Origin of the sequence: Rhodococcus sp. AD45-ID, assembly GCF_003023755.1 — a bacterium.
Lineage (GTDB): Bacteria > Actinomycetota > Actinomycetes > Mycobacteriales > Mycobacteriaceae > Rhodococcus_F > Rhodococcus_F globerula.
Genome location: NZ_PYHL01000003.1, coordinates 689649 through 708490, shown reverse-complemented (window position 1 = coordinate 708490; position 18842 = coordinate 689649). Strand labels below are relative to the sequence as shown.

Sequence of the window (18842 nt, the reverse complement as noted above, 5' to 3'; positions counted from 1 at the left end):
AATCTGACAATCCCGCGGGCACAATAGGGCGGTGACCGACACTCCGCTCATCCTCGTGGTCGACGACGACGCCGACGTCCGCTCTTCCCTCGAACGCGGATTGAGGCTTACGGGATTCACCGTCCTGACGGCGGTCGACGGCGCCGACGCCCTCCGTGTGATCGCGAACAAGCATCCTGACGCGGTGGTTCTCGACATCAACATGCCGGTACTCGACGGCACCGGAGTCGTCACCGCGCTACGCGCTGCAGGCAACGAAATCCCCATCTGTGTGCTGAGTGCCCGAAATTCTGTCGACGACAGGATTGCCGGACTCGAATCCGGAGCCGACGACTACATGGTCAAACCCTTTGTCCTCGCCGAACTGATCGCTCGGATCCGGGCAATGCTGAGGCGGAGCAATGCCCCGGCCAGTGACCGCGGCGAAGGCGCCAACACCTTGCGCGTCGGCAATCTCGACATCGACCTGTCCGGACGACGCGTTCGCGTCGACGGCAGTGAGGTCCCGTTGACCAAACGCGAATTCGAGTTGCTCGAAGTGCTCGCACACAATTCCGGCATCGTTCTCACCCGCGAACGCCTCCTCGAACTTGTGTGGGGGTACGACTTCGTCGCGGACACCAACGTCGTTGACGTGTTCATCGGATATCTTCGCCGCAAGTTCGAGTCGGGCGGCTCGCCGCGACTGCTGCACACCGTGCGCGGTGTCGGTTTTGTCCTGCGGGAAAATCCGTGAAGCCTCGGCAATACTCACTCCGAATCCGAGTAGCTGCCGCTGCCGCGTTGGGGGCCACGTTCATCGTCCTCGCACTCGGGGCTGTCGTGGCGTTGGCCATCGCACGAAACAACCTGGCACAGTTGGACCGTCGCCTCGAAACCGCGTCGACGGTACTCGTGGCCAACGCTGCGACGGCCGGCCCGTTCCTCGGAGCGTTCGGGGACGCCGGCGCGTTCTCGGTGACGATCCGCACCGCCACCGACGGAACGGTCATGTCGAGCACACCCACCCGGTTGCCGGAACTGCCGCCGGGTTCGGAAACCGTCGAAGTCGACGGAACCAAGTACCGCGCATACACCTCGAAAGCCGAAGGCATCAACGCTCTTGTCTCACTGGCAGTTCCGTATGCAGAAGCTCGCGACATCACGGTCGAACAGCAACGTCAGGTTGCCTTCTTCGGACTGGGCGCCGTGGCCGCTGCCGCCGCCCTTGGGTGGTTGTTCGGCGGCCCCGCTGTGCGTCCGCTGGTGGAATTGACCCGCCGGATCGCCCGACGCGACCCGGACCTCGCGACGCAGGTTTCCGGCATCCGAGAGGCGGACGAGCTTGCGGCAGCAGCAGAGTCGATGCTCAAGGACGTCGCCAGCGCACAAGCTGCCACGACGTCGGCGTTGGCAACTGCCCGCGACTTTGCCTCCGCTGCCGCACACGAGCTACGCACTCCGCTGACAGCAATGCGCACAGATATCGAAGTGCTGTCCACCCTTGATCTGAACCAGTCTCAGAGACAAGAGATTCTGGTTGATCTCGCCCGCGCTCAAGGCCGGGTGGAATCGACCCTGCGAGACCTCGAGCGACTTGCGAAGGGCGAACTGTCCACGTCCGAGGACTTCAAGGACACCGATCTGATCGAAGTGTGCGATATCGCCGCCGAGGAGGCGATGCGCCTGTATCCGGATCTGCGCGTGAGCGTCGACGCCGCCGATTCGCCTGTGCCGTATCGCATTCACGCACTCCCAGGTGGAATTCGTCTGATTCTCGACAATGCCATCACCAATGCCGTGCGGCACGGCCGTGCCACCGAAGTGCGTATCACGCTGAGTTATCGGGCCGCCGCACCCGCCGAGTTCACCATCACCGTCGACGACAACGGGGCAGGTATCCCGGTAGACGAGCGCGAAGCAGTGTTCGGGCGATTCACCCGCGGGTCCACTGCGAGTCAGACCGGTTCCGGGTTGGGGCTTGCACTGGTAGCGCAGCAAGCCTCCATACACGGCGGCAGCACATGGTTCCACGACAGCCCGTTGGGCGGTGCACGACTGCTGATCGAACTCAAGGATCTGTCAACGCACCACTGAATCGAAGGCAGGAACAATGTCCGAACCGTATGTCGCGCAGCCCGATCGCTACAACACCATGCCCTACCGTCGTACCGGCAAGAGCGGGTTGAAGCTTCCCGCCATTTCACTGGGCCTGTGGCACAACTTCGGCGACGACGTCCCCATCGACCGCCAACGGGCCGTGCTACGACGCGCATTCGACCTCGGCATCACCCACTTCGATCTGGCCAACAACTACGGCCCGCCGTACGGCAGTGCCGAAACCAATTTCGGACGGATCTTGCGGGAGGACTTTGCATCCCATCGCGACGAGTTGATTATCTCGTCGAAAGCCGGGTGGGACATGTGGCCGGGCCCTTACGGTTTCGGCGGTTCACGCAAGTACCTGCTGGCTTCACTCGACCAGTCGCTGAGCCGCCTCGGTATCGACTACGTCGACATCTTCTACAGTCACCGCCCCGACGCGGAGACCCCGATCGAGGAGACTGCCGGAGCTCTCATCAGCGCCGTCCAGCAGGGCAAGGCGTTGTATGCGGGGATCAGTTCGTACTCCCCCGAGCGCACCGGCGCGATCGCCGCACTACTCGAAGCAGCCGGTGTTCCGCTGTTGATCCACCAGCCGAGTTACTCGATGCTGAACCGCTGGATCGAACAGGATCTACTCGCCACTGTCGACGAACTCGGCGTCGGCGTGATTGCGTTCTCCCCCTTGGCCCAGGGAATGCTCACCGACCGCTACCTCGACGGCGTCCCCGAGAATTCACGTGCGGCACAAGGCAAATCACTCGACCCGTCGTGGCTCACCGACGATGCTCTGACCCACATCCGGGCCCTCGACGCCATCGCCAGTGGTCGTGGCCAGTCATTGGCGCAACTCGCGCTCAGCTGGGCGCTCCGCGATTCGCGCGTCACCTCGGTGCTGATCGGAGCATCCAGTGTGCCGCAGCTCGAAGCCAACGTCGGAGCACTCGACAATCTCGAGTTCAGCGCCGACGAACTCGCCTCCATCGATCGACACGCGCGTGAGAGCGGCATCAATCTGTGGGCGGAGGCCAGTTCGATCTGAACAGGCGGACCTAGGCCAGGGTCGGCAACTCGACGTTGACGTGCTCGCCCTCTTCGAAGACGGCTGACGCCGGTCCGACGATCAGGGGATCCGGGATTCCCACAACCCGGTGATCCTTGTTGGGGTATTCGAAGGAGGCGAGCACGTGACGCATCGCCTCGAGCCGAGCGCGTTTCTTGTCGTTGCTCTTGATCACCGTCCACGGAGCGTCGCCGGTGTCCGTGTAGAAGAACATCGCCTCCTTGGCCTGGGTGTAGTCGTCCCACTTGTCCAGGGAGGCAAGGTCGGTCGGTGATAGCTTCCACTGACGCACCGGGTCGGTTCGACGGGCGGCGAACCGCGCCAACTGCTCCTCACGGCTCACCGAGAACCACAGCTTGTGCAGGTGAATCCCGGAGTTGACGAGCATCCGCTCGAAGTCCGGTGCTTCCCGCATGAATTCGAGATACTGCGTCGGCGTGCAGTACCCCATCACACGTTCGACGCCGGCGCGGTTGTACCACGACCTGTCCATCATCACGATTTCGCCGCCACTCGGAAGATGCGCGACGTACCGCTGGAAATACCACTGTGTGCGCTCGATATCGGTCGGCTTCTCCAGGGCAACGACGCGCGCGCCACGCGGATTGAGATGTTCTGTGAACCGCTTGATGGAACCACCCTTGCCCGCCGCGTCTCGCCCTTCGAAGATGATCAGAATCTTCTGACCGGTCTCCTTGGCCCACAACTGCAGCTTGAGCAATTCGATCTGGAGGCGGCGCTTCTTACGCTCGTACTCCCGCCGCGACATCTTCTTCTCGTACGGGTACCCCTGTTTCCAGGCATCCGCGTATTCGGCAGGCTCCAGCCCACCGAGTTTGTCCGTCAGGTTCGCAATCTCGTCGATCTCGTGCGCGTAGTCCTCGGTCACGGAGATTCTGGCGCCTTTGACGGACAAGTCTGGAACCCGACCGTCGACACCGTTCGACTCAGGACTCATAAGTGGTGCGCTCCTTACCGTCGAGCATCCGGAATGTGAATTTTACGCTCTGATGTCCGGCCACGTACGATCTCTGCTGCATTTACCGCGAACGCGCGGCAACACGTGCTTGCTCGCGGATGGACAACACGTCGCTGCCTTGCGGCGCACTGACGCCGGCACGGTACTTTGAGTCGAGGTAACCACAACGGCTGCCGATACCTGCATGAGAAGAGTTCTGAGGATATGCGTGTTGACGGACGGGACATCCCGGTAACGGGAAGTCTGCTGCCGCCGCTGCAACGCAGAACCAGCGACATCATGCGCGTCGTATTTGCTGCGGTAGTCCTTGGCGGTGTGATCGCCGGTTCGCTGATCACCCGTAGTCAGTGGGACGCCCTCGAGACCTCCGTGTCCAACATCGTCGGTGTTCTCTCGCCCAGCCTGTCCGACACGGTGTACCTGCTGTACGGCCTCTCTATCCTGGCTCTGCCGTTCGCGATTCTCATCGAACTGATCGTCGGCAGACGCTGGAAACTGTTTGCCGGGTATGCCGCGGCGGCGATGTGCGCGCTGGTGGCGCTGTCATTCACCGGAACCGGGCTCTCCGCCCCGAAATGGCACCTCGACGTGCCCGACCGCCTCGACGCCACCTTCCTGTCCCAGTTCCTCGACGATCCCCGCTGGATCGCGATGCTGGCCGCCGTTCTGACCGTGTCCGGACCGTGGCTGGCAAAGAAGTGGCGACGTGTCTGGTGGACCTTGCTTCTGCTGTTCGCGCCGATCCACCTCGTCGTCAGTGCGATCGTGCCCGCCCGGTCGATGCTCGGATTGGCCGTCGGTTATCTCATCGGTGCCGTCATCGTCCTGCTGGTCGGCACACCCGCTCTCGAAGTTCCGCTCGATTCCGCAGTGCGTGTGCTGTCGAAACGCGGCTACCGGGTCACGGCGTTCCGAGTGGTCAGCCCCTCAGGTCTCGGTCCACTCGTACTGTCCGCAGCCGTCGACGAAGTCCCCGACGACGAACTCTGCGAGGATCTGACCGTCGAACTGTACGGACAGAATCAGCGCAGCAGCGGCGTGATCCGGCAGACTTTCCGCTGGATTTCCCTGCGCAATCGCGAGACTCCGCCGCGTCATGCGTCGCTCCGCCGAGCCGTCGAACATCGTGCGTTGATGGGAATCGCGTTTGCCGACATCGGACTCGCAAGCTCCAAGGCAGTGGCAACCGCACCACTCGATCGTGGCTGGGAAATGTACGCTCGCCCCACTCCCCGTGGGATCCCGCTCACCGTCGCTGCCCGGGATCAGAAAACCGAGGATCTCGACGCGGACGGTCCGTCCACCAAGCTTGTCGACACACTGTGGCAGACACTGCACACGACACACGTCCACCAGATGGCACACGGCGACCTCCGCGCATCCGAGATCCACATCGACGGCGGCGGAGTCCTGTTCGGCGGTTACGCCTACTCCGAATTCGGCGCTACCGACGTGCAGATGCAATCGGACAACGCACAGCTGCTCCTCACCACGGCAGCACTGTTCGGCGTCGAGTCGGCTGTGGACGCGGCTATCCGCACCCAGGGCGCGGAAACAATTCTTGCCGCTTCCGGACGATTGACCGCCTCAGCTATGCCGAACCGAATCCGCAAGGGAATCCCCGATTCCACCCCGCTGATGACCGAGATCCGCGACGAAGTCGGCGCCAAGAACGGCATCGAGAAAGTCGCCCCGGCACAGGTCACACGATTCAGTCGCAATCAGATCATCCAGCTGGTGCTCCTCATCGGCTTGGTCTACGTCGCTTACCCGTTCGTGGTTCAGGTGCCGACATTCCTGTCCGAACTCGAGACCGCCAACTGGTGGTGGGCACTGCTAGGACTCGGAGTCTCAGCACTGACGTATGTCGGTGCCGCCGCAGCGCTGTGGGCCTGCGCGTCGTCGATGGTCAGCTATCGACATCTGCTGATCATGCAGGTGGCCAACACGTTTGCGGCCACCACCACGCCGGCCGGTGTCGGCGGCCTGGCGCTGAGTGTGCGCTTCCTCCAGAAGGGTGGACTCGGAACCGTCCGAGCCACAGCTGCAGTTGCGTTGCAACAGACGGTTCAAGTAGTGACCCACGTGGGTCTGCTGATCTTCTTTTCCGTCGTGGCCGGCCGAGATGCCAACCTGTCGCACTTCATCCCCGGAACGACAGTGCTGTCCCTCATCGGCGGCATCGCCCTGGGAATTCTGGGCGCATTCATGTTCATCCCCAAACTGCGGCGCTGGCTCAACGAGGATCTCAAGCCACAGATCACCGAGGTTCTCGGCGAACTGAGTCAGCTGGCACGTAACCCCACACGCTTCCTCATCATCGTCGGCGGAAGTGCGGCAACAACTCTCGGCGCAGCATTGGCACTGTGGGCCAGCGTCGAAGCGTTCGGCGGCGGAACAACGTTCATCACCGTCACGATCGTGACCATGATCGGCGGAACGCTTGCATCTGCCGCCCCGACACCCGGCGGCGTCGGCGCCGTCGAGGCCGCCCTCATCGGCGGCCTGACGGCATTCGGACTCCCCGCGAGCATTGCGGTCCCGTCGGTCCTCCTCTACCGCGTGCTGACCTGCTGGCTGCCCGTCTTCTGCGGTTGGCCCATCTTGCGATGGCTACAGAAGAAAGACATGGTCTGAAAGAAGCCGCTACGTGCGAACAACGTGGGCTTGCAAGGCTTTTCCGTCCTCGTCTATCCAGCCCTTACTCCTGGCGTAGTCGATCATCTCCGCTACGCCTGCCGCAGCGTTCTCGATTCGCTTCGTGAGAATGAAAGCGCTTGCACCGCGCGCATAACCGAAATCCCGGGCGCGCAGCACCTCGTCGAGTTCACGCTCGGTCATGTCCGACGGCACCTCGACATGGAAGTCCCGTAGGTTCCCGGCATCCTCGACGCTGACCCGGCCTTCCTCGACCCTGATGTACACGTCAGGCCTTGTCTGCGACCTCTTGGGCGTACTTCTTCGTCATATGATCCACCGCGTCGAGTTGTGCCTTGGCATGTCCCTCCCGGACGGCCCGTGCATGCTGCGCTGCATCCAACGTAGCCTGCGCCTGCCCCTGGAAATGGGGAAAGACCTCCTGCGCGAACAACTCTGCCGAACGACGCGTGTCCTGCGGATTCGCCCAGTCATGTCCCATCTGCAGCATGCATCCGAATCCACCGGACTGATCCCACAGTCGTTGCACTTGACGCCGAGCCTGCTCCGGCGTGCCGATAACGCCGATTCCCGCCTCGTTGACGAAGTCGATCATCTCGTTCAAACGAGACCCCGAGACCGCCATCTGAGGGAAGGCCGCGACGTGCTGGAAGTAGTCGAACCACTCCTCGATTCCGTACTCCACCTGCTTGCGCGCTTCCGCCTCGGTTTCCGCGATGTGGAACGGCCCCGCCAGAGACCACCTGCGACGGTCCACCGTGGTGCCGTTGGCTTCTGCGCGCTCCTCCATCACGTTCCAATGATGTGCCAGCGCATCGAAACCGTCGGCGGACAGGGTCGCACCGATGGACAGCAAACCCAGACCATGTGTGCCGGCCAGGCGTGGCCCGGTCGGGGAAGCGACTGCGGCAACGGTTATTTCGATACCGTTCTCCGAATACGGGGCGAGTTGCAGCTTCGCGTCGAACAACTCGTGAGTGCGGGTCTTTGCCGATACCGTCTCGCCGCGGAGCAGCCGAACGACGATGTCGAGATTCTCCTGCAACAACTCTCGCGTGTCTGTCGGATTGAGTCCGATCATCGCCGAGTCGGTGGGCAACGATCCGGGCCCGACGCCGAAGATCGTGCGACCGTGAGTCAGATGGTCCAACTGCATGATTCGATCAGCTGCCCACAGGGGATTGTGATACGACAGCGACGTCACGCCGGTTCCGAACCGGATTCGCGGTGCCCGCTGCGATGCCGCGGCAATCATAATTTCCGGTGATGCAATGATTTCGCTTCCGGCGGAGTGATGTTCACCGAACCACGCCTCGTCGTAGCCCAACCGGTCGAGATGTTCGACCAGTTCGAGATCGCGCTGCAACGCTGCCGTCGGATTACGTCCGGGGACGTGGAACGGTGCCATGAAATACCCGAAGCGAAGCCTGCTCATGAGTTTCTCCTTGTGCCGTGGTCCAATTCTTGGCCGTGCACACAAAGGCTATCCATCGAGTGACGCCAGTCACAGTGCACGAAAGTGGATAATTTCAGGCCTGCTGGTCGGCCAATTTGTGCTGGTAGACCAACTTCACGAACTCCGCCCGATTGCGCACGTGCAGCACAGCGAGGATCCGGCTGACGTATTTCTTCACCGTGTCGGGACTCAACGACAAGATCACCGCGATCTCGTCGTTGGTATGGCCGTCGGCCAACAGTTCGGCAAGATCACGCTGCCGCCGCGTCAACTTTTCCTGCCAACTCGGACTCGACTGACCGGGCAAGGTCTGACACAACAGTGATAGTTGCCGACCCACTATCCCCAAACCCGCCACGTCGGTCGCGGACAGATCCTTGCCCTCCGAATCGAAAATCCCGACCAATCCGTGAACGCCATGAGCCAGTTGGAGGTGCATGACCGCTGCGCTGTGCAAACGCTTGCGATAAAGAAAATCGCTGAGGTACGTCGCCGATTCCGATGGCACATCCAATAATTGAGTGTGGGTGATGGCCGGGGATGACATCAATGTCGCCCGAGATTGCGCTGTCGCGAACACGTCATCGGGATACCACCGCGCTTGATACTCGTCGAGAATCGGAGTAATCCGACCCGTGGTCACCGGATTCGGGTCAGCGAATGCCGATGTGAATGTGGGACCGACGAGGAAGGTGGTGTTGGGGCAGCGGTAGTGATCGTGCAACGCGACCATGAGGAGGTTCTTGAGCTGATCGAGCGTTCTCGCGGCCGAACAGTAGTCGAGGATCGCAAAGACACGGTCGTAGTCCGCAGCGGACAGCGCGAGGTTACCGCTACCGTGCACGTCGACCACCTCACCCGAACTATGATCCAGATCACTCAACGGACAGCATAAGCACAACTTCGAGAAAACGGACAAGTTCGCTGCCTACCAGCACGGTTGATGCCGATAACCGATACTGAGCTTTATGTCGGAACTCGGAAATGAACCGGACTCGAAGCAGAAGGCGGTGCTCGAGCGACACGCGTCATGGATCGAATTGTTCTTCGACCTGGTCGTGGTTGCCGGTATCGGTCAGTTGGCTCACCTGCTCCACGGTTCGCCGTCGTGGTCGGATGTCGCGCTCTACGCATTGCTCTATCTCGCGTTCTGGACCGCGTGGGCGACGTTCACGATGTACGGCAACATTGCCGGCGACCGCGTCCGAATCCCGAGCATGCTGATCGCCATGTTCGGACTGGCCGTCATGATGGCGGCCGTGGCCGGCATCCACGACAACCATGCGCTGGCCTTCGCTGTCGCCTACGTGGCCGTACGTCTGCTCGCGAGTCGGGTGTGGCACAACGGCCAGATAGTCGTGGACTGGCCGATCGCCCAGATGTCTCTCGGCGTGATTCCGTGGATCGTCTCGTTCTGGTTCGAGGGCGAAACTCGGTTCTGGCTCTGGACCGCCGGTGTGACCATCGATCTGCTGATCATGTTCATCGTCTCCGGCACCGCGATCATGGCAGACGCGCAGGAAAAGCTCGACCGCATCATCAAGATCCGTGGGTTCAAGGACGATCGGATGCCCGAACTCGAAGCCCTGCACTCCGAACGGGCTCACCTTGCAGAGCGGCTAGGCCTGTACGTCATCATCGTGCTGGGCGAGGGTGTGATCCTCGTGATCTCCGCGGCCTCGAAGCTCACCTGGGACTCAACGGTGGTCAGCCTCGCCGTCGGGTCGTTTGTCCTGCTCTCGGGTATGTGGGCGCTCTCGCTTCTCTACGGTCACGCCGGCGTTCCGCACCTGCAGTCCGAGAAGTTTCCCGCTCGCATCGACATGGCCATGCACTGTTTCACCACCGGCGCAATCGCGGTTCTGGTCGCAGGACTCGGAGCGGCAACCGAACACGGTGCGGAGCATACGCCCGCGAATCTGCGGTGGCTGTTGTGCGGAAGCATCGCAGTCTATTTCGGAATCAGCACGGTGGCAGGGCTGTTTGCGCGGTCGGACCGACGGTGGCTGCTCGGCTGGGCGATCCCCTGCACCGCGATCCCCATCGTCATGGGCGTCGTCGGCACACATATGAGCGCGACATGGATCATCTGGGTGCTGGTGGCCACCGTCGCCTGGCAGAACGCCTACGAGTACGCGCAGGTACGGCGTTCGCGCCGCTCTGCTGTGCGCCTTTATTAACCCCCGCGCGGTTAATAAAGGCGCACAGCGGAAGTCACCCTACGGTGACGCCCGTGCGAACGTCCGGTGCACCCAGGCGCGCCGCATCAGCCGTCAGATCGTCGGGCTGCTCCTGAGATTCCCGCTCGGCTGCAACGCGCAACCGGTAGTGCTCGATCTCCTCGGCAATGTGCTCGGGGGTCCAACCCAACACCGGCGCAACCAGTTCGGCTACTTCCGCGGCTGCCGCGTCGCCGCGGTCCGTGACCTCGATCGATATACGAGTACGGCGGGTCAGGATGTCGTCGAGATGCTGCGCACCCTCGTGACTCGCGGCGTAGTGAATCTCCGCCTCGAGGTACTCGGGGGCAGAGTCCAACGGCCGTCCCAGTTCCGGCCTCGCTTCGATGAGTTCGAACAACTCGTCCGCAAGCGTGCCGTAGCGACCCAGCAGGTGTTCGATAGTCGAAACGTGCAGTCCGGTGCGCTCAGCGGTGAGGTGCCGGTTGTTGTACGCGGCAAAGTAACCGTCGGCGCCCCCCAACTGAATACGCTCGGTGCACGACTTCGGCACCTTCTGCTCGAGTCCGTGCACCGCGGAATCGACTGCGTCCTTGGCCATCACGCGATAGGTGGTGTACTTGCCACCGGCCACCACCGTCAAACCCCGAACCGGACTCGACACCGCGTGCTCACGGGAGAGAGTGCTGGTCGAATCCGATTCGCCGAACAGCAACGGACGCAGTCCCGCGTACACACCGACGACATCCTCGTGCGTCAGCTCGTCCTGGAGGAGCTTGTTGACATGACCGAGGATGTAGTCGATGTCGCTTCGGCTCGCTGCCGGATGCGCGAGGTCGAGGTTCCAGTCCGTGTCCGTCGTACCGATGATCCAGTGGCTTCCCCACGGGATCACGAACAGCAGGCTCTTCTCGGTCCGCGTGATGATTCCGGTTGACGAGTTGATGCGGTTGCGCGGGACGACCAGGTGAACGCCCTTGGACGCGCGGACCTGGAATTGTCCTCGCCCACCGACCATTTCCTGAATCTCGTCAGTCCACACGCCTGCTGCGTTGATGACCTGGCGAGCCCGGATCTCGAACGCGCGACCGGTTTCCAGATCCACTGCCTTCACACCGACAACCCGGTCCTCCTCGCGGAGGAAACCGACGACGCGCGTGCTGTTGACGCACAGCGCGCCGTACTCGGCTGCCGTGCGCGCCAGCATCATCGTGTGCCGGGCATCATCTACCTGTCCCTCGTAGAACTTGACCGAACCGCGGATGGCAGAACGCTTTCCGGAAGGGAACGATTCGAGGGTCTTCTTCTTTCCCACATGCTTGTGGTGTGAGGGAACCCCACGGCCTGCGCCCATCACGTCGTAAACGCCGATGCCCAGACCGACGTACGGCCGGTCGATCAGCTTCTCGAGCGGGTAGATGAACGGCACCGGCTTCGCAAGGTGCGGACACAGCGAGTTCAGTACCAGGGACCGCTCACGCAGTGCCTCGAACACGAGCGCAAAATTGAACTGCTCGAGGTAGCGCAGTCCACCGTGGAACAACTTACTGGACCGGCTCGAGGTTCCGGACGCGAAGTCACGTGCCTCCACCAAGCCCACCTTCAGTCCTCGAGTTGCGGCGTCGAGTGCGCTGCCCGCGCCGACCACGCCACCGCCGATGACCAGGACATCGAGTTCGGTTTCTTCCAACTTCTTCAGCGACTCCGCCCGCGAGGACGGACTCAATGCTTGTGCTGTGCTCATGAAAAGGGTTCCTTCACTTGAAAATAGGTAGAAATTGGGGACGCAGGATCAGTCCGCGTCGACCCAGTCCAGGGTCCGTGTGACGGCCTTCTGCCATCCTGCGTACAACCGGTCACGCTCGGCCGAATCCATCGAAGGCGTCCAACTCTTGTCCTTCGCCCAGTTGCTGCGGATATCGTCCTCGCTGTCCCAGTACCCGACTGCGAGACCGGCTGCATACGCCGCGCCCAATGCCGTGGTCTCTGCAACCACCGGACGGATCACCTCGACATCGAGCAGATCGGCCTGGAACTGCATGAGCAGTTCGTTCGCGACCATTCCGCCGTCTACCTTGAGAACCTTCAGATCGACGCCCGAGTCGAGGTTCATCGCATCGATGACCTCACGGCTCTGATACGCGGTCGCTTCGAGCACCGCACGGGCAAGGTGGCCCTTGTTCACGAACCGAGTCAGGCCGACGATGGCGCCGCGGGCATCCGCACGCCAGTGGGGAGCAAAAAGACCCGAGAATGCGGGCACGAAGTACGCTCCGCCGTTGTCGTCCACCGAACGCGCATCCACCTCGATATCTGCTGCACTGCTGATCATTCCGAGGTTGTCCCGCAACCACTGAACCAGCGAACCGGTCACGGCGATCGATCCTTCCAACGCGTAGATCGTCGGTTGGTCACCGATCTTGTAGCAGACCGTCGTCAGCAATCCGTTCTTGCTCATCACCTTTTCGGTGCCGGTGTTGAGGAGCACGAAGTTGCCGGTTCCGTAAGTGTTCTTCGCTTCGCCCGGTGAGAGGCAGGCCTGACCGAAGGTCGCTGCTTGCTGATCGCCGAGAATTCCTGCAATCGGCACTCCGGACAGCGTGCCACGCTCACGAACGAATCCGAAGATCTCGGACGAGCTACGGATCTCGGGAAGCATGGATTCGGGAATACCCATGTCGGCGCAGATCGCCGAATCCCATGCGAGAGTGTCGAGATCCATCAACAGAGTGCGCGACGCGTTGGTGGGGTCGGTGGCGTGCACTCCGCCTTCGACACCACCGGTCATGTTCCACAGCACCCAGGTGTCCATCGTGCCGAAGCACAACTCGCCTGCTTCGGCCTTCTCGCGAGCACCCTCGACATTGTCGAGTATCCACTTGACCTTCGGACCCGAGAAGTACGTTGCGAGTGGCAATCCAGTGACCGTCGTGTACTTTTTGGGTCCGTCATCGCCGGCAAGAGCCGTGCAGATCCGATCGGTACGCGTGTCCTGCCAGACGATTGCGTTGTAGACGGGTTTTCCGGTCGCGCGTTCCCACACCACCGCCGTCTCTCGCTGATTGGTGATTCCGACGGATGCGATATCGGCCGCGGTCAGGTCCGCATTGGCCAACGCGCCCGCGGTGACGTTGCGGACGTTGTCCCAGATCTCGATCGGATCGTGCTCGACCCACCCTGCCTGCGGAAAGATCTGTGTGTGCTCGTGCTGTTCGACGGCAACCACGTGCCCACTGTGATCGAAGATCATGCAACGTGTGGAGGTGGTCCCCTGGTCTATCGCGGCTACGAACTGCGCCATCGTGCTACCCCTTTGGTATCGAGAGAAAGTGCGAGAGATTTACTCAGAGATGTTGATTCGCGATCACGCCGGTATCGTCGCCGGCTCCTCGATCGCCTTCTCTGCAGACTCGTCGTCAGGCAGGAATCGTCCAACCAGCTTGTCGTAGAGGAACACTCCGATCGGAGCGCCGATCAGAGGTCCCACGATGGGCACCCAGAAATACAAGCTCCCGTACTGATCCCGCCACGCACTTCCGTAGCCGGTGAGATACGACGCCAGTCGCGGGCCGAAGTCGCGCGCCGGGTTGATGGCGTAGCCCGCGTTGGTCGCCCAGGCGAATCCGATTCCCACCACGATCAATCCGACGACAAACGGCGCGAGATTCGCGAGCGGCGGAGTTCCCCGAGAATCGGTGACTGCAACGATGAGGAACAACAGGATGGCGGTGCCGATGATCTGATCGATCAGCGCCGAGCCGAGGCTGACCGGGAGCGTTCCGTTTCCGGGCATGGTCGAGAAGATCGTCTGAGTGGCGGTCGTGTGTCCGGGATCAATTGCATTGAGCATGTCGTTGTAATTCCAGCGGACGATCAACGCGGCGACGAAGGCTCCAGCGGTCTGCGCCAGGGTGTACGGCAGTACCTTGCGCCAGGAGAATCCCCGGAAGATCGCGAAGGCGAACGTGACGGCAGGGTTCAGATGAGCACCCGTCACCCGGCCGGCGACATAGATTCCGAACATGACACCCAGGCCCCAGGCCCACGCGATGCTGTCATGCCCACCGAGCCCTCCGCCGCTCCCGCCGGACACCACCTGCGCCACAACTCCGACGCCGAACAAGATCAAGATCATCGTTCCTGCGAACTCGGCTGCCAACTCGCCGGGGAGCCCTAATCGCTTGGCTTTCTCCATCCCACCCTCACTCAATTGTGATGCATGTCATAGTTTGGATTGCTGCATCCGTAGCCTAAGGCCAGTTGCACATTCATGCATAGCCAGTGCACATACGTGCAAACCGGGCATTTCCGCACCGTAATGCGGGTAACAGATACGTTTCAGGGAATTGTCGCGCGGGAGTGCGGCGGCCAGGTGCTACTCCGATAAGATTCGGTTCAGCGCTCGTGCACGAACGTGCAGACAGGACAATGCCATGGAATCCCCGACCTCCGACTTCCCGACCTCCGACCCCGCGGACCCTCGCATCTCCGACGCCGTCCAGGCCGCGCGCCTCTACTACTTCCAAGATCAGACGATGGCCGCCATCGGCCGCGACATGGGCGTATCCAGATCCACGGTCTCGCGACTGATCACCTATGCGCGCACGTCCGGACTCGTCGAGATCAAGATCAGCACCCCACACGGCCAAGCACCCCGCATCGAGCGTGAGTTCTCGGAGCGATACGGGGTACGTGCCCACGTGGTGACAGTCCCGGAACTGGTGGGAGATCTCGAGCGCCTCGAGAAGGTCGCGACTTTTGCCGGCAGGCTACTGGCGTCGTTCTTCGACAGCGACATGGTGATGGGGATCGCCTGGGGAACCACTCTCAGTGAAGTCAGCAAGCACCTTGCCCCCAAACGCACGTACAACTCGTACGTCGTGCAACTCAACGGCGCCGCGAATACTCGCACCACCGGAATCTCGTACGCCAGCGACATCATCAGAACCATCGCCGACGCCTACGGCGCTCTCCCCCAAGGATTTCCGGTCCCCGCATTCTTCGACTACCCGGAGACCCGGGAGCAGTTGTGGCGCGAACGAAGTATCAAACGCGTACTGGACATGCAAAAGCGAATGGACCTGGCAGTCTTCAGCATCGGCGTACCGGGCGGCAACGTCCCGAGTCACGTCTACACCGCCGGATACCTCGAACCCGATGAAGCAGAAGCACTTCGACGCGACGGAGTAGTCGGCGACATCGCAACCGTGTTCTTCCGGTCAGACGGGAGCTACCGCGGAATCGAACTCAACGAGCGCGCGAGCGGCCCACGACTGGACCTTTTCGAGAAGGTCGCCAGGCGCGTGTGCATCGTCGCCGGAACAGCAAAACTGCCCGCGCTGGAGGGCGCACTACGAGGTGGGCTGATCACCGACCTGATCATCGACGACGTCAGTGCCACCGCGCTGGTGTCCTGACCGCTGCACCAGCTTCTCGATTCCGTCGAGAAGTAGGCCAAGCGAGAAACCGAAATCGAAAGCGTCATCGCCGGCTGCTTCACCCTCCGGGCTGCCGTCCTCGAAACCACCCTCCTCGATTGCGGCACTGAGGTAGGGAAAGTCCTCGCGATTGATGACACGAGCAATGAGAGCACCGTATGCGACGTCGTCGTCTGCCGATTGTGCCGACCGCGAGGCCAGGTCGGCCGAGAATCGGGCGCGGCCGATGACGAACAACGACACGTTGGTCACCACCTGAAACTTCGACGCAGCACTCAGAGCGACCCCGTCGAGGGCGCTCAGGCCCGCGTCGAGCCACGCCATGTTGTTGGGGCCGGTCGGCGGGGCAGTGATGGGTAGCTTGAGCCACCAGGATCGACTCAGCATCGTGGCGTACTCGTGGTTCGCCCACACTTCGAGCTTGGCGCGCCAGGACACTCCGTCGGGAATTACCGGCGGTGGGCCGATCACTCGATCCGAAATCAGTTCGATCAGTTCGTCTTTGCTCGCTACGTAGCGATAGAGCGACATGGTCGTGAATCCGAGGGATTTGGCCACCCGGCCCATCGACAGCGCGGTGACACCTTCAGCGTCGGCAAGCTCTATCGCGGTGTCGAGAATCTGCTCGAGACTGAGCCCTTTCTTGGGACCCCGCGTTCCAGGCTGATCCAGTCCCCAGGCCAGTTCGACCGCCCTCGGTAGCGCGCCGCCATCCATACAGCTCCCACTCTTTGCTCTTGCCCTCATCCTAGAACTGTGTACGCTATAAACACGAGTTTATGCCATACACAGTTCTCACTTGGAGGTCTCGATGTCAGGAACGATCCCCGCAATCTCGGTCCGCGGACTTCGCAAGCGCTACGGCGATCAACAGGTTCTGGGCGGACTCGACCTGTCGGTCCCGGCCGGATCGGTGTACGCGCTCCTCGGCGCGAACGGCGCCGGAAAGACAACGGCCGTAAGAATTCTCACCACCCTCATACCCTTCGACGCCGGCGAGGTCACTGTGGCCGGTCATTCGCTTCCCGGCGATCCACGGAACGTTCGCCGACGCATCAGCGTCACCGGGCAGTACGCGGCCGTCGACACACTGTTGACCGGCTCCGAGAACCTGACCCTCCTGGGCGAGCTGAATCACCTGGGCCGGAAGAACTCTCGAAGACGTGCCGACGAACTGCTCCACCAGTTCAACCTGACGGACTTCGGTGACAAGCGAGCGGGCGACTACTCGGGCGGTATGCTCAGACGACTCGACATCGCGATGAGCCTCGTTGCGAAACCGGACGTCGTTTTTCTCGACGAACCCACCACCGGCCTGGACCCGAGAAGCCGCCACGAAATGTGGTCGATAGTTCGGGGTCTCACCGCTTCAGGTGTCACGATCTTCCTCACCACCCAATACCTCGACGAGGCAGACGAATTGGCCGACACCGTCGGTGTGCTCAGTGGTGGTCGTCTGGTCGCCGAGGGAACACCGGACGAACTCAAACGTCTGGTTCCGGGCGGCCATGTCGCGCTGCAATTCGAGAACCTCGCTCAACTCGATCTCGCCGCGGCGTCACTTCCGCAGGCACATTCGAATGCCGAGATTCTGACCCTGCACATCCCTTCCGACGGGACGGTGCCGTCGATCAAAGCCATCCTCGACTCGATTGACGACCCGTCGATCACCGTCGAGAAGTTCTCCGTTCACACTCCGGATCTGGACGACGTGTTCTTCGCACTCACCGGATCGGGCCAACCCGAGATTGCGAGCGTTCGATGACCTCCACCATGACAATCGACTCCTCGGTGATGCTTCGCCGAAATCTCAAACACGTTCTCCGCAGCCCTGATTCGATGATCACCGCGATAGCCCTGCCGGTCATGCTCATGCTGCTGTTCGTCTACGTCTTCGGCGGCGCTATCAATACCGGCACCGAGTACATCGACTATGTCGTGCCAGGCATCATTCTGCTGTGTGCCGGTTTCGGTGCCTCCACCACCGCCGTCAGCGTCTCGAGCGACATGAAGGACGGGATCATCGACCGTTTCCGGACGCTGGCGATCTCTCCGTCGTCCGTCTTGACCGGGCACGTACTGGCCAGCGTCGTCCGCAACGTCCTGACGACGGCGATCGTGATCGTCGTCGCTCTGATCATGGGATTTCGGCCCACCGGCGATCCGTTGCGCTGGCTCGGCGTCGCCGCCGTGATCGTCGCCTTCGTATTCGCCATGTCGTACCTCTCGACGGCATTGGGGCTCCTGGCCCAGAACCCGGAGGCAGCAAGCGGATTCACCTTCGCCATCATGTTCCTGCCTTACGTCAGCACCGCCTTCGTGCCGGCCGAGACCATGCCGTCGTGGCTGCAGGGGTTCGCCCGTCACCAGCCGGTCACGCCGATCATCGAGACGGTGCGCGGACTCCTGATGGGCACGCCGATCGGGAACAGTGCCGTGATCGCGCTCGCGTGGTGCGTGGGCATCGCCGCCGTGGGATTTGTGTGGTCGAACTGGCTTTACCGACGAAAGACGGCGCACTGACCACACAAGAAAGCCCCACACCTGACGGTGCGGGGCTCTTGTGCTGTGCGCCTTTATTAACCGCGGGGGGTTAATAAAGGCGCACAGTAAATTACTTGGCGTCCAGCAGATCGATCACGAAGACCAAGGTCTTGCCGGAAAGCTGGTGTCCTGCACCGGCCGGGCCGTATGCCAGCTCCGGCGGAATGGTGAGCTGGCGACGTCCGCCGACCTTCATGCCCGGGATGCCGTCCTGCCAACCCTTGATCAGGCCACGAAGCGGGAACTGAATGGACTCGCCACGGCTCCAGGAAGAGTCGAACTCTTCACCGGACTCGAACTCGACACCGACGTAGTGAACGTCGACGGTGCCACCGGGAACGGCTTCGGCGCCTTCTCCGACAACCAGATCCTTGATGACCAGATCGGTCGGCGCGGGGCCTTCCTGGAACTCGATTACGGGCTTGCTACTCATGGGTCCTCC

The 18842-nt window shown here is 61.8% G+C and carries 17 protein-coding genes; 8 read left to right on the top strand and 9 right to left on the bottom strand.

Annotated elements, in window-relative coordinates:
* The first annotated feature begins 31 nt into the window (after nucleotides 1-31).
* From C7T36_RS27420 to mgrA, 3 genes are read left to right on the top strand one after another with little or no spacing between them, the layout of a single operon-like run.
* Nucleotides 32-736 carry a response regulator transcription factor gene (locus C7T36_RS27420; protein WP_033234120.1) on the top strand — a complete coding sequence of 235 codons (705 nt, stop codon included), beginning with the start codon at nucleotides 32-34 and terminating at the stop codon, nucleotides 734-736.
* Nucleotides 733-2076: a sensor histidine kinase KdpD gene (locus tag C7T36_RS27415; RefSeq protein ID WP_045069069.1), complete on the top strand. Its 1344-nt coding sequence runs from the start codon at nucleotides 733-735 to the stop codon at nucleotides 2074-2076. Before C7T36_RS27420 ends, C7T36_RS27415 begins: the two co-directional genes overlap by 4 nt.
* A gap of 16 nt (nucleotides 2077-2092) precedes the next feature.
* Complete coding sequence (mgrA, locus tag C7T36_RS27410; protein ID WP_045069067.1) at nucleotides 2093-3124, top strand: L-glyceraldehyde 3-phosphate reductase; 1032 nt, start codon at nucleotides 2093-2095, stop codon at nucleotides 3122-3124.
* A gap of 10 nt (nucleotides 3125-3134) precedes the next feature.
* On the opposite strand, the gene ppk2 is transcribed toward mgrA, so the two are convergent.
* Nucleotides 3135-4103, bottom strand: coding sequence for a polyphosphate kinase 2 (gene ppk2, locus C7T36_RS27405; RefSeq protein WP_162487757.1), 969 nt, complete (start codon nucleotides 4101-4103; stop codon nucleotides 3135-3137).
* 225 nt (nucleotides 4104-4328) lie between these two features.
* Here ppk2 and C7T36_RS27400 point away from each other — a divergent pair, with 225 nt between their 5' ends.
* Nucleotides 4329-6761, top strand: coding sequence for a lysylphosphatidylglycerol synthase transmembrane domain-containing protein (locus C7T36_RS27400; RefSeq protein WP_033234118.1), 2433 nt, complete (start codon nucleotides 4329-4331; stop codon nucleotides 6759-6761).
* A gap of 9 nt (nucleotides 6762-6770) precedes the next feature.
* On the opposite strand, the gene C7T36_RS27395 is transcribed toward C7T36_RS27400, so the two are convergent.
* From C7T36_RS27395 to C7T36_RS27385, 3 genes are all read right to left on the bottom strand, one after another.
* Nucleotides 6771-7049, bottom strand: a complete 279-nt coding sequence (locus C7T36_RS27395) for a hypothetical protein (RefSeq protein WP_045069063.1) — start codon at nucleotides 7047-7049, stop codon at nucleotides 6771-6773.
* A 1-nt stretch (nucleotide 7050) separates the two neighbouring features.
* On the bottom strand, nucleotides 7051-8217 hold the full coding sequence (locus C7T36_RS27390) for an LLM class flavin-dependent oxidoreductase (protein WP_045069061.1): 1167 nt from the start codon (nucleotides 8215-8217) through the stop codon (nucleotides 7051-7053).
* 94 nt (nucleotides 8218-8311) lie between these two features.
* A complete protein-coding gene (locus C7T36_RS27385; protein ID WP_230590122.1) occupies nucleotides 8312-9082 on the bottom strand; it encodes a response regulator transcription factor in 771 nt (256 codons plus the stop codon).
* Nucleotides 9083-9206: 124 nt separating this feature from the next.
* On the opposite strand from C7T36_RS27385, the gene C7T36_RS27380 reads away from it, so the two are divergent.
* Nucleotides 9207-10418, top strand: a complete 1212-nt coding sequence (locus C7T36_RS27380; RefSeq protein ID WP_045069057.1) for a low temperature requirement protein A — start codon at nucleotides 9207-9209, stop codon at nucleotides 10416-10418.
* Nucleotides 10419-10452: 34 nt separating this feature from the next.
* Here C7T36_RS27380 and C7T36_RS27375 read toward each other — a convergent pair whose 3' ends face one another.
* From C7T36_RS27375 to C7T36_RS27365, 3 genes are all read right to left on the bottom strand, one after another.
* Entirely contained in the window at nucleotides 10453-12162 is a 1710-nt protein-coding gene (locus tag C7T36_RS27375) for a glycerol-3-phosphate dehydrogenase/oxidase (protein ID WP_106939828.1), read from the bottom strand.
* 48 nt (nucleotides 12163-12210) lie between these two features.
* Nucleotides 12211-13719 (bottom strand): glycerol kinase GlpK, encoded by a 1509-nt coding sequence (gene glpK / locus C7T36_RS27370; RefSeq protein WP_033234112.1) that lies wholly within the window; start codon nucleotides 13717-13719, stop codon nucleotides 12211-12213.
* A 63-nt stretch (nucleotides 13720-13782) separates the two neighbouring features.
* Entirely contained in the window at nucleotides 13783-14613 is an 831-nt protein-coding gene (locus C7T36_RS27365) for an MIP/aquaporin family protein (protein ID WP_045069052.1), read from the bottom strand.
* A 238-nt stretch (nucleotides 14614-14851) separates the two neighbouring features.
* On the opposite strand from C7T36_RS27365, the gene C7T36_RS27360 reads away from it, so the two are divergent.
* Nucleotides 14852-15835, top strand: coding sequence for a sugar-binding transcriptional regulator (locus C7T36_RS27360; protein ID WP_045069050.1), 984 nt, complete (start codon nucleotides 14852-14854; stop codon nucleotides 15833-15835).
* On the opposite strand, the gene C7T36_RS27355 is transcribed toward C7T36_RS27360, so the two are convergent.
* On the bottom strand, nucleotides 15770-16573 hold the full coding sequence (locus C7T36_RS27355; protein WP_045069048.1) for a TetR/AcrR family transcriptional regulator: 804 nt from the start codon (nucleotides 16571-16573) through the stop codon (nucleotides 15770-15772). The two genes, C7T36_RS27360 and C7T36_RS27355, sit on opposite strands and share 66 nt — an antisense overlap.
* A 94-nt stretch (nucleotides 16574-16667) precedes the next feature.
* Between C7T36_RS27355 and C7T36_RS27350 the strand changes: the two genes are divergently transcribed.
* Nucleotides 16668-17621, top strand: a complete 954-nt coding sequence (locus C7T36_RS27350; protein ID WP_045069044.1) for an ATP-binding cassette domain-containing protein — start codon at nucleotides 16668-16670, stop codon at nucleotides 17619-17621.
* On the top strand, nucleotides 17618-18379 hold the full coding sequence (locus tag C7T36_RS27345; RefSeq protein WP_045069042.1) for an ABC transporter permease: 762 nt from the start codon (nucleotides 17618-17620) through the stop codon (nucleotides 18377-18379). The genes C7T36_RS27350 and C7T36_RS27345 overlap by 4 nt, the downstream gene beginning before the upstream one ends.
* Before the next feature lie 91 nt (nucleotides 18380-18470).
* On the opposite strand, the gene C7T36_RS27340 is transcribed toward C7T36_RS27345, so the two are convergent.
* Nucleotides 18471-18833, bottom strand: a complete 363-nt coding sequence (locus tag C7T36_RS27340; protein WP_003940440.1) for an FKBP-type peptidyl-prolyl cis-trans isomerase — start codon at nucleotides 18831-18833, stop codon at nucleotides 18471-18473.
* Between the last annotated feature and the right edge of the window lie 9 nt (nucleotides 18834-18842).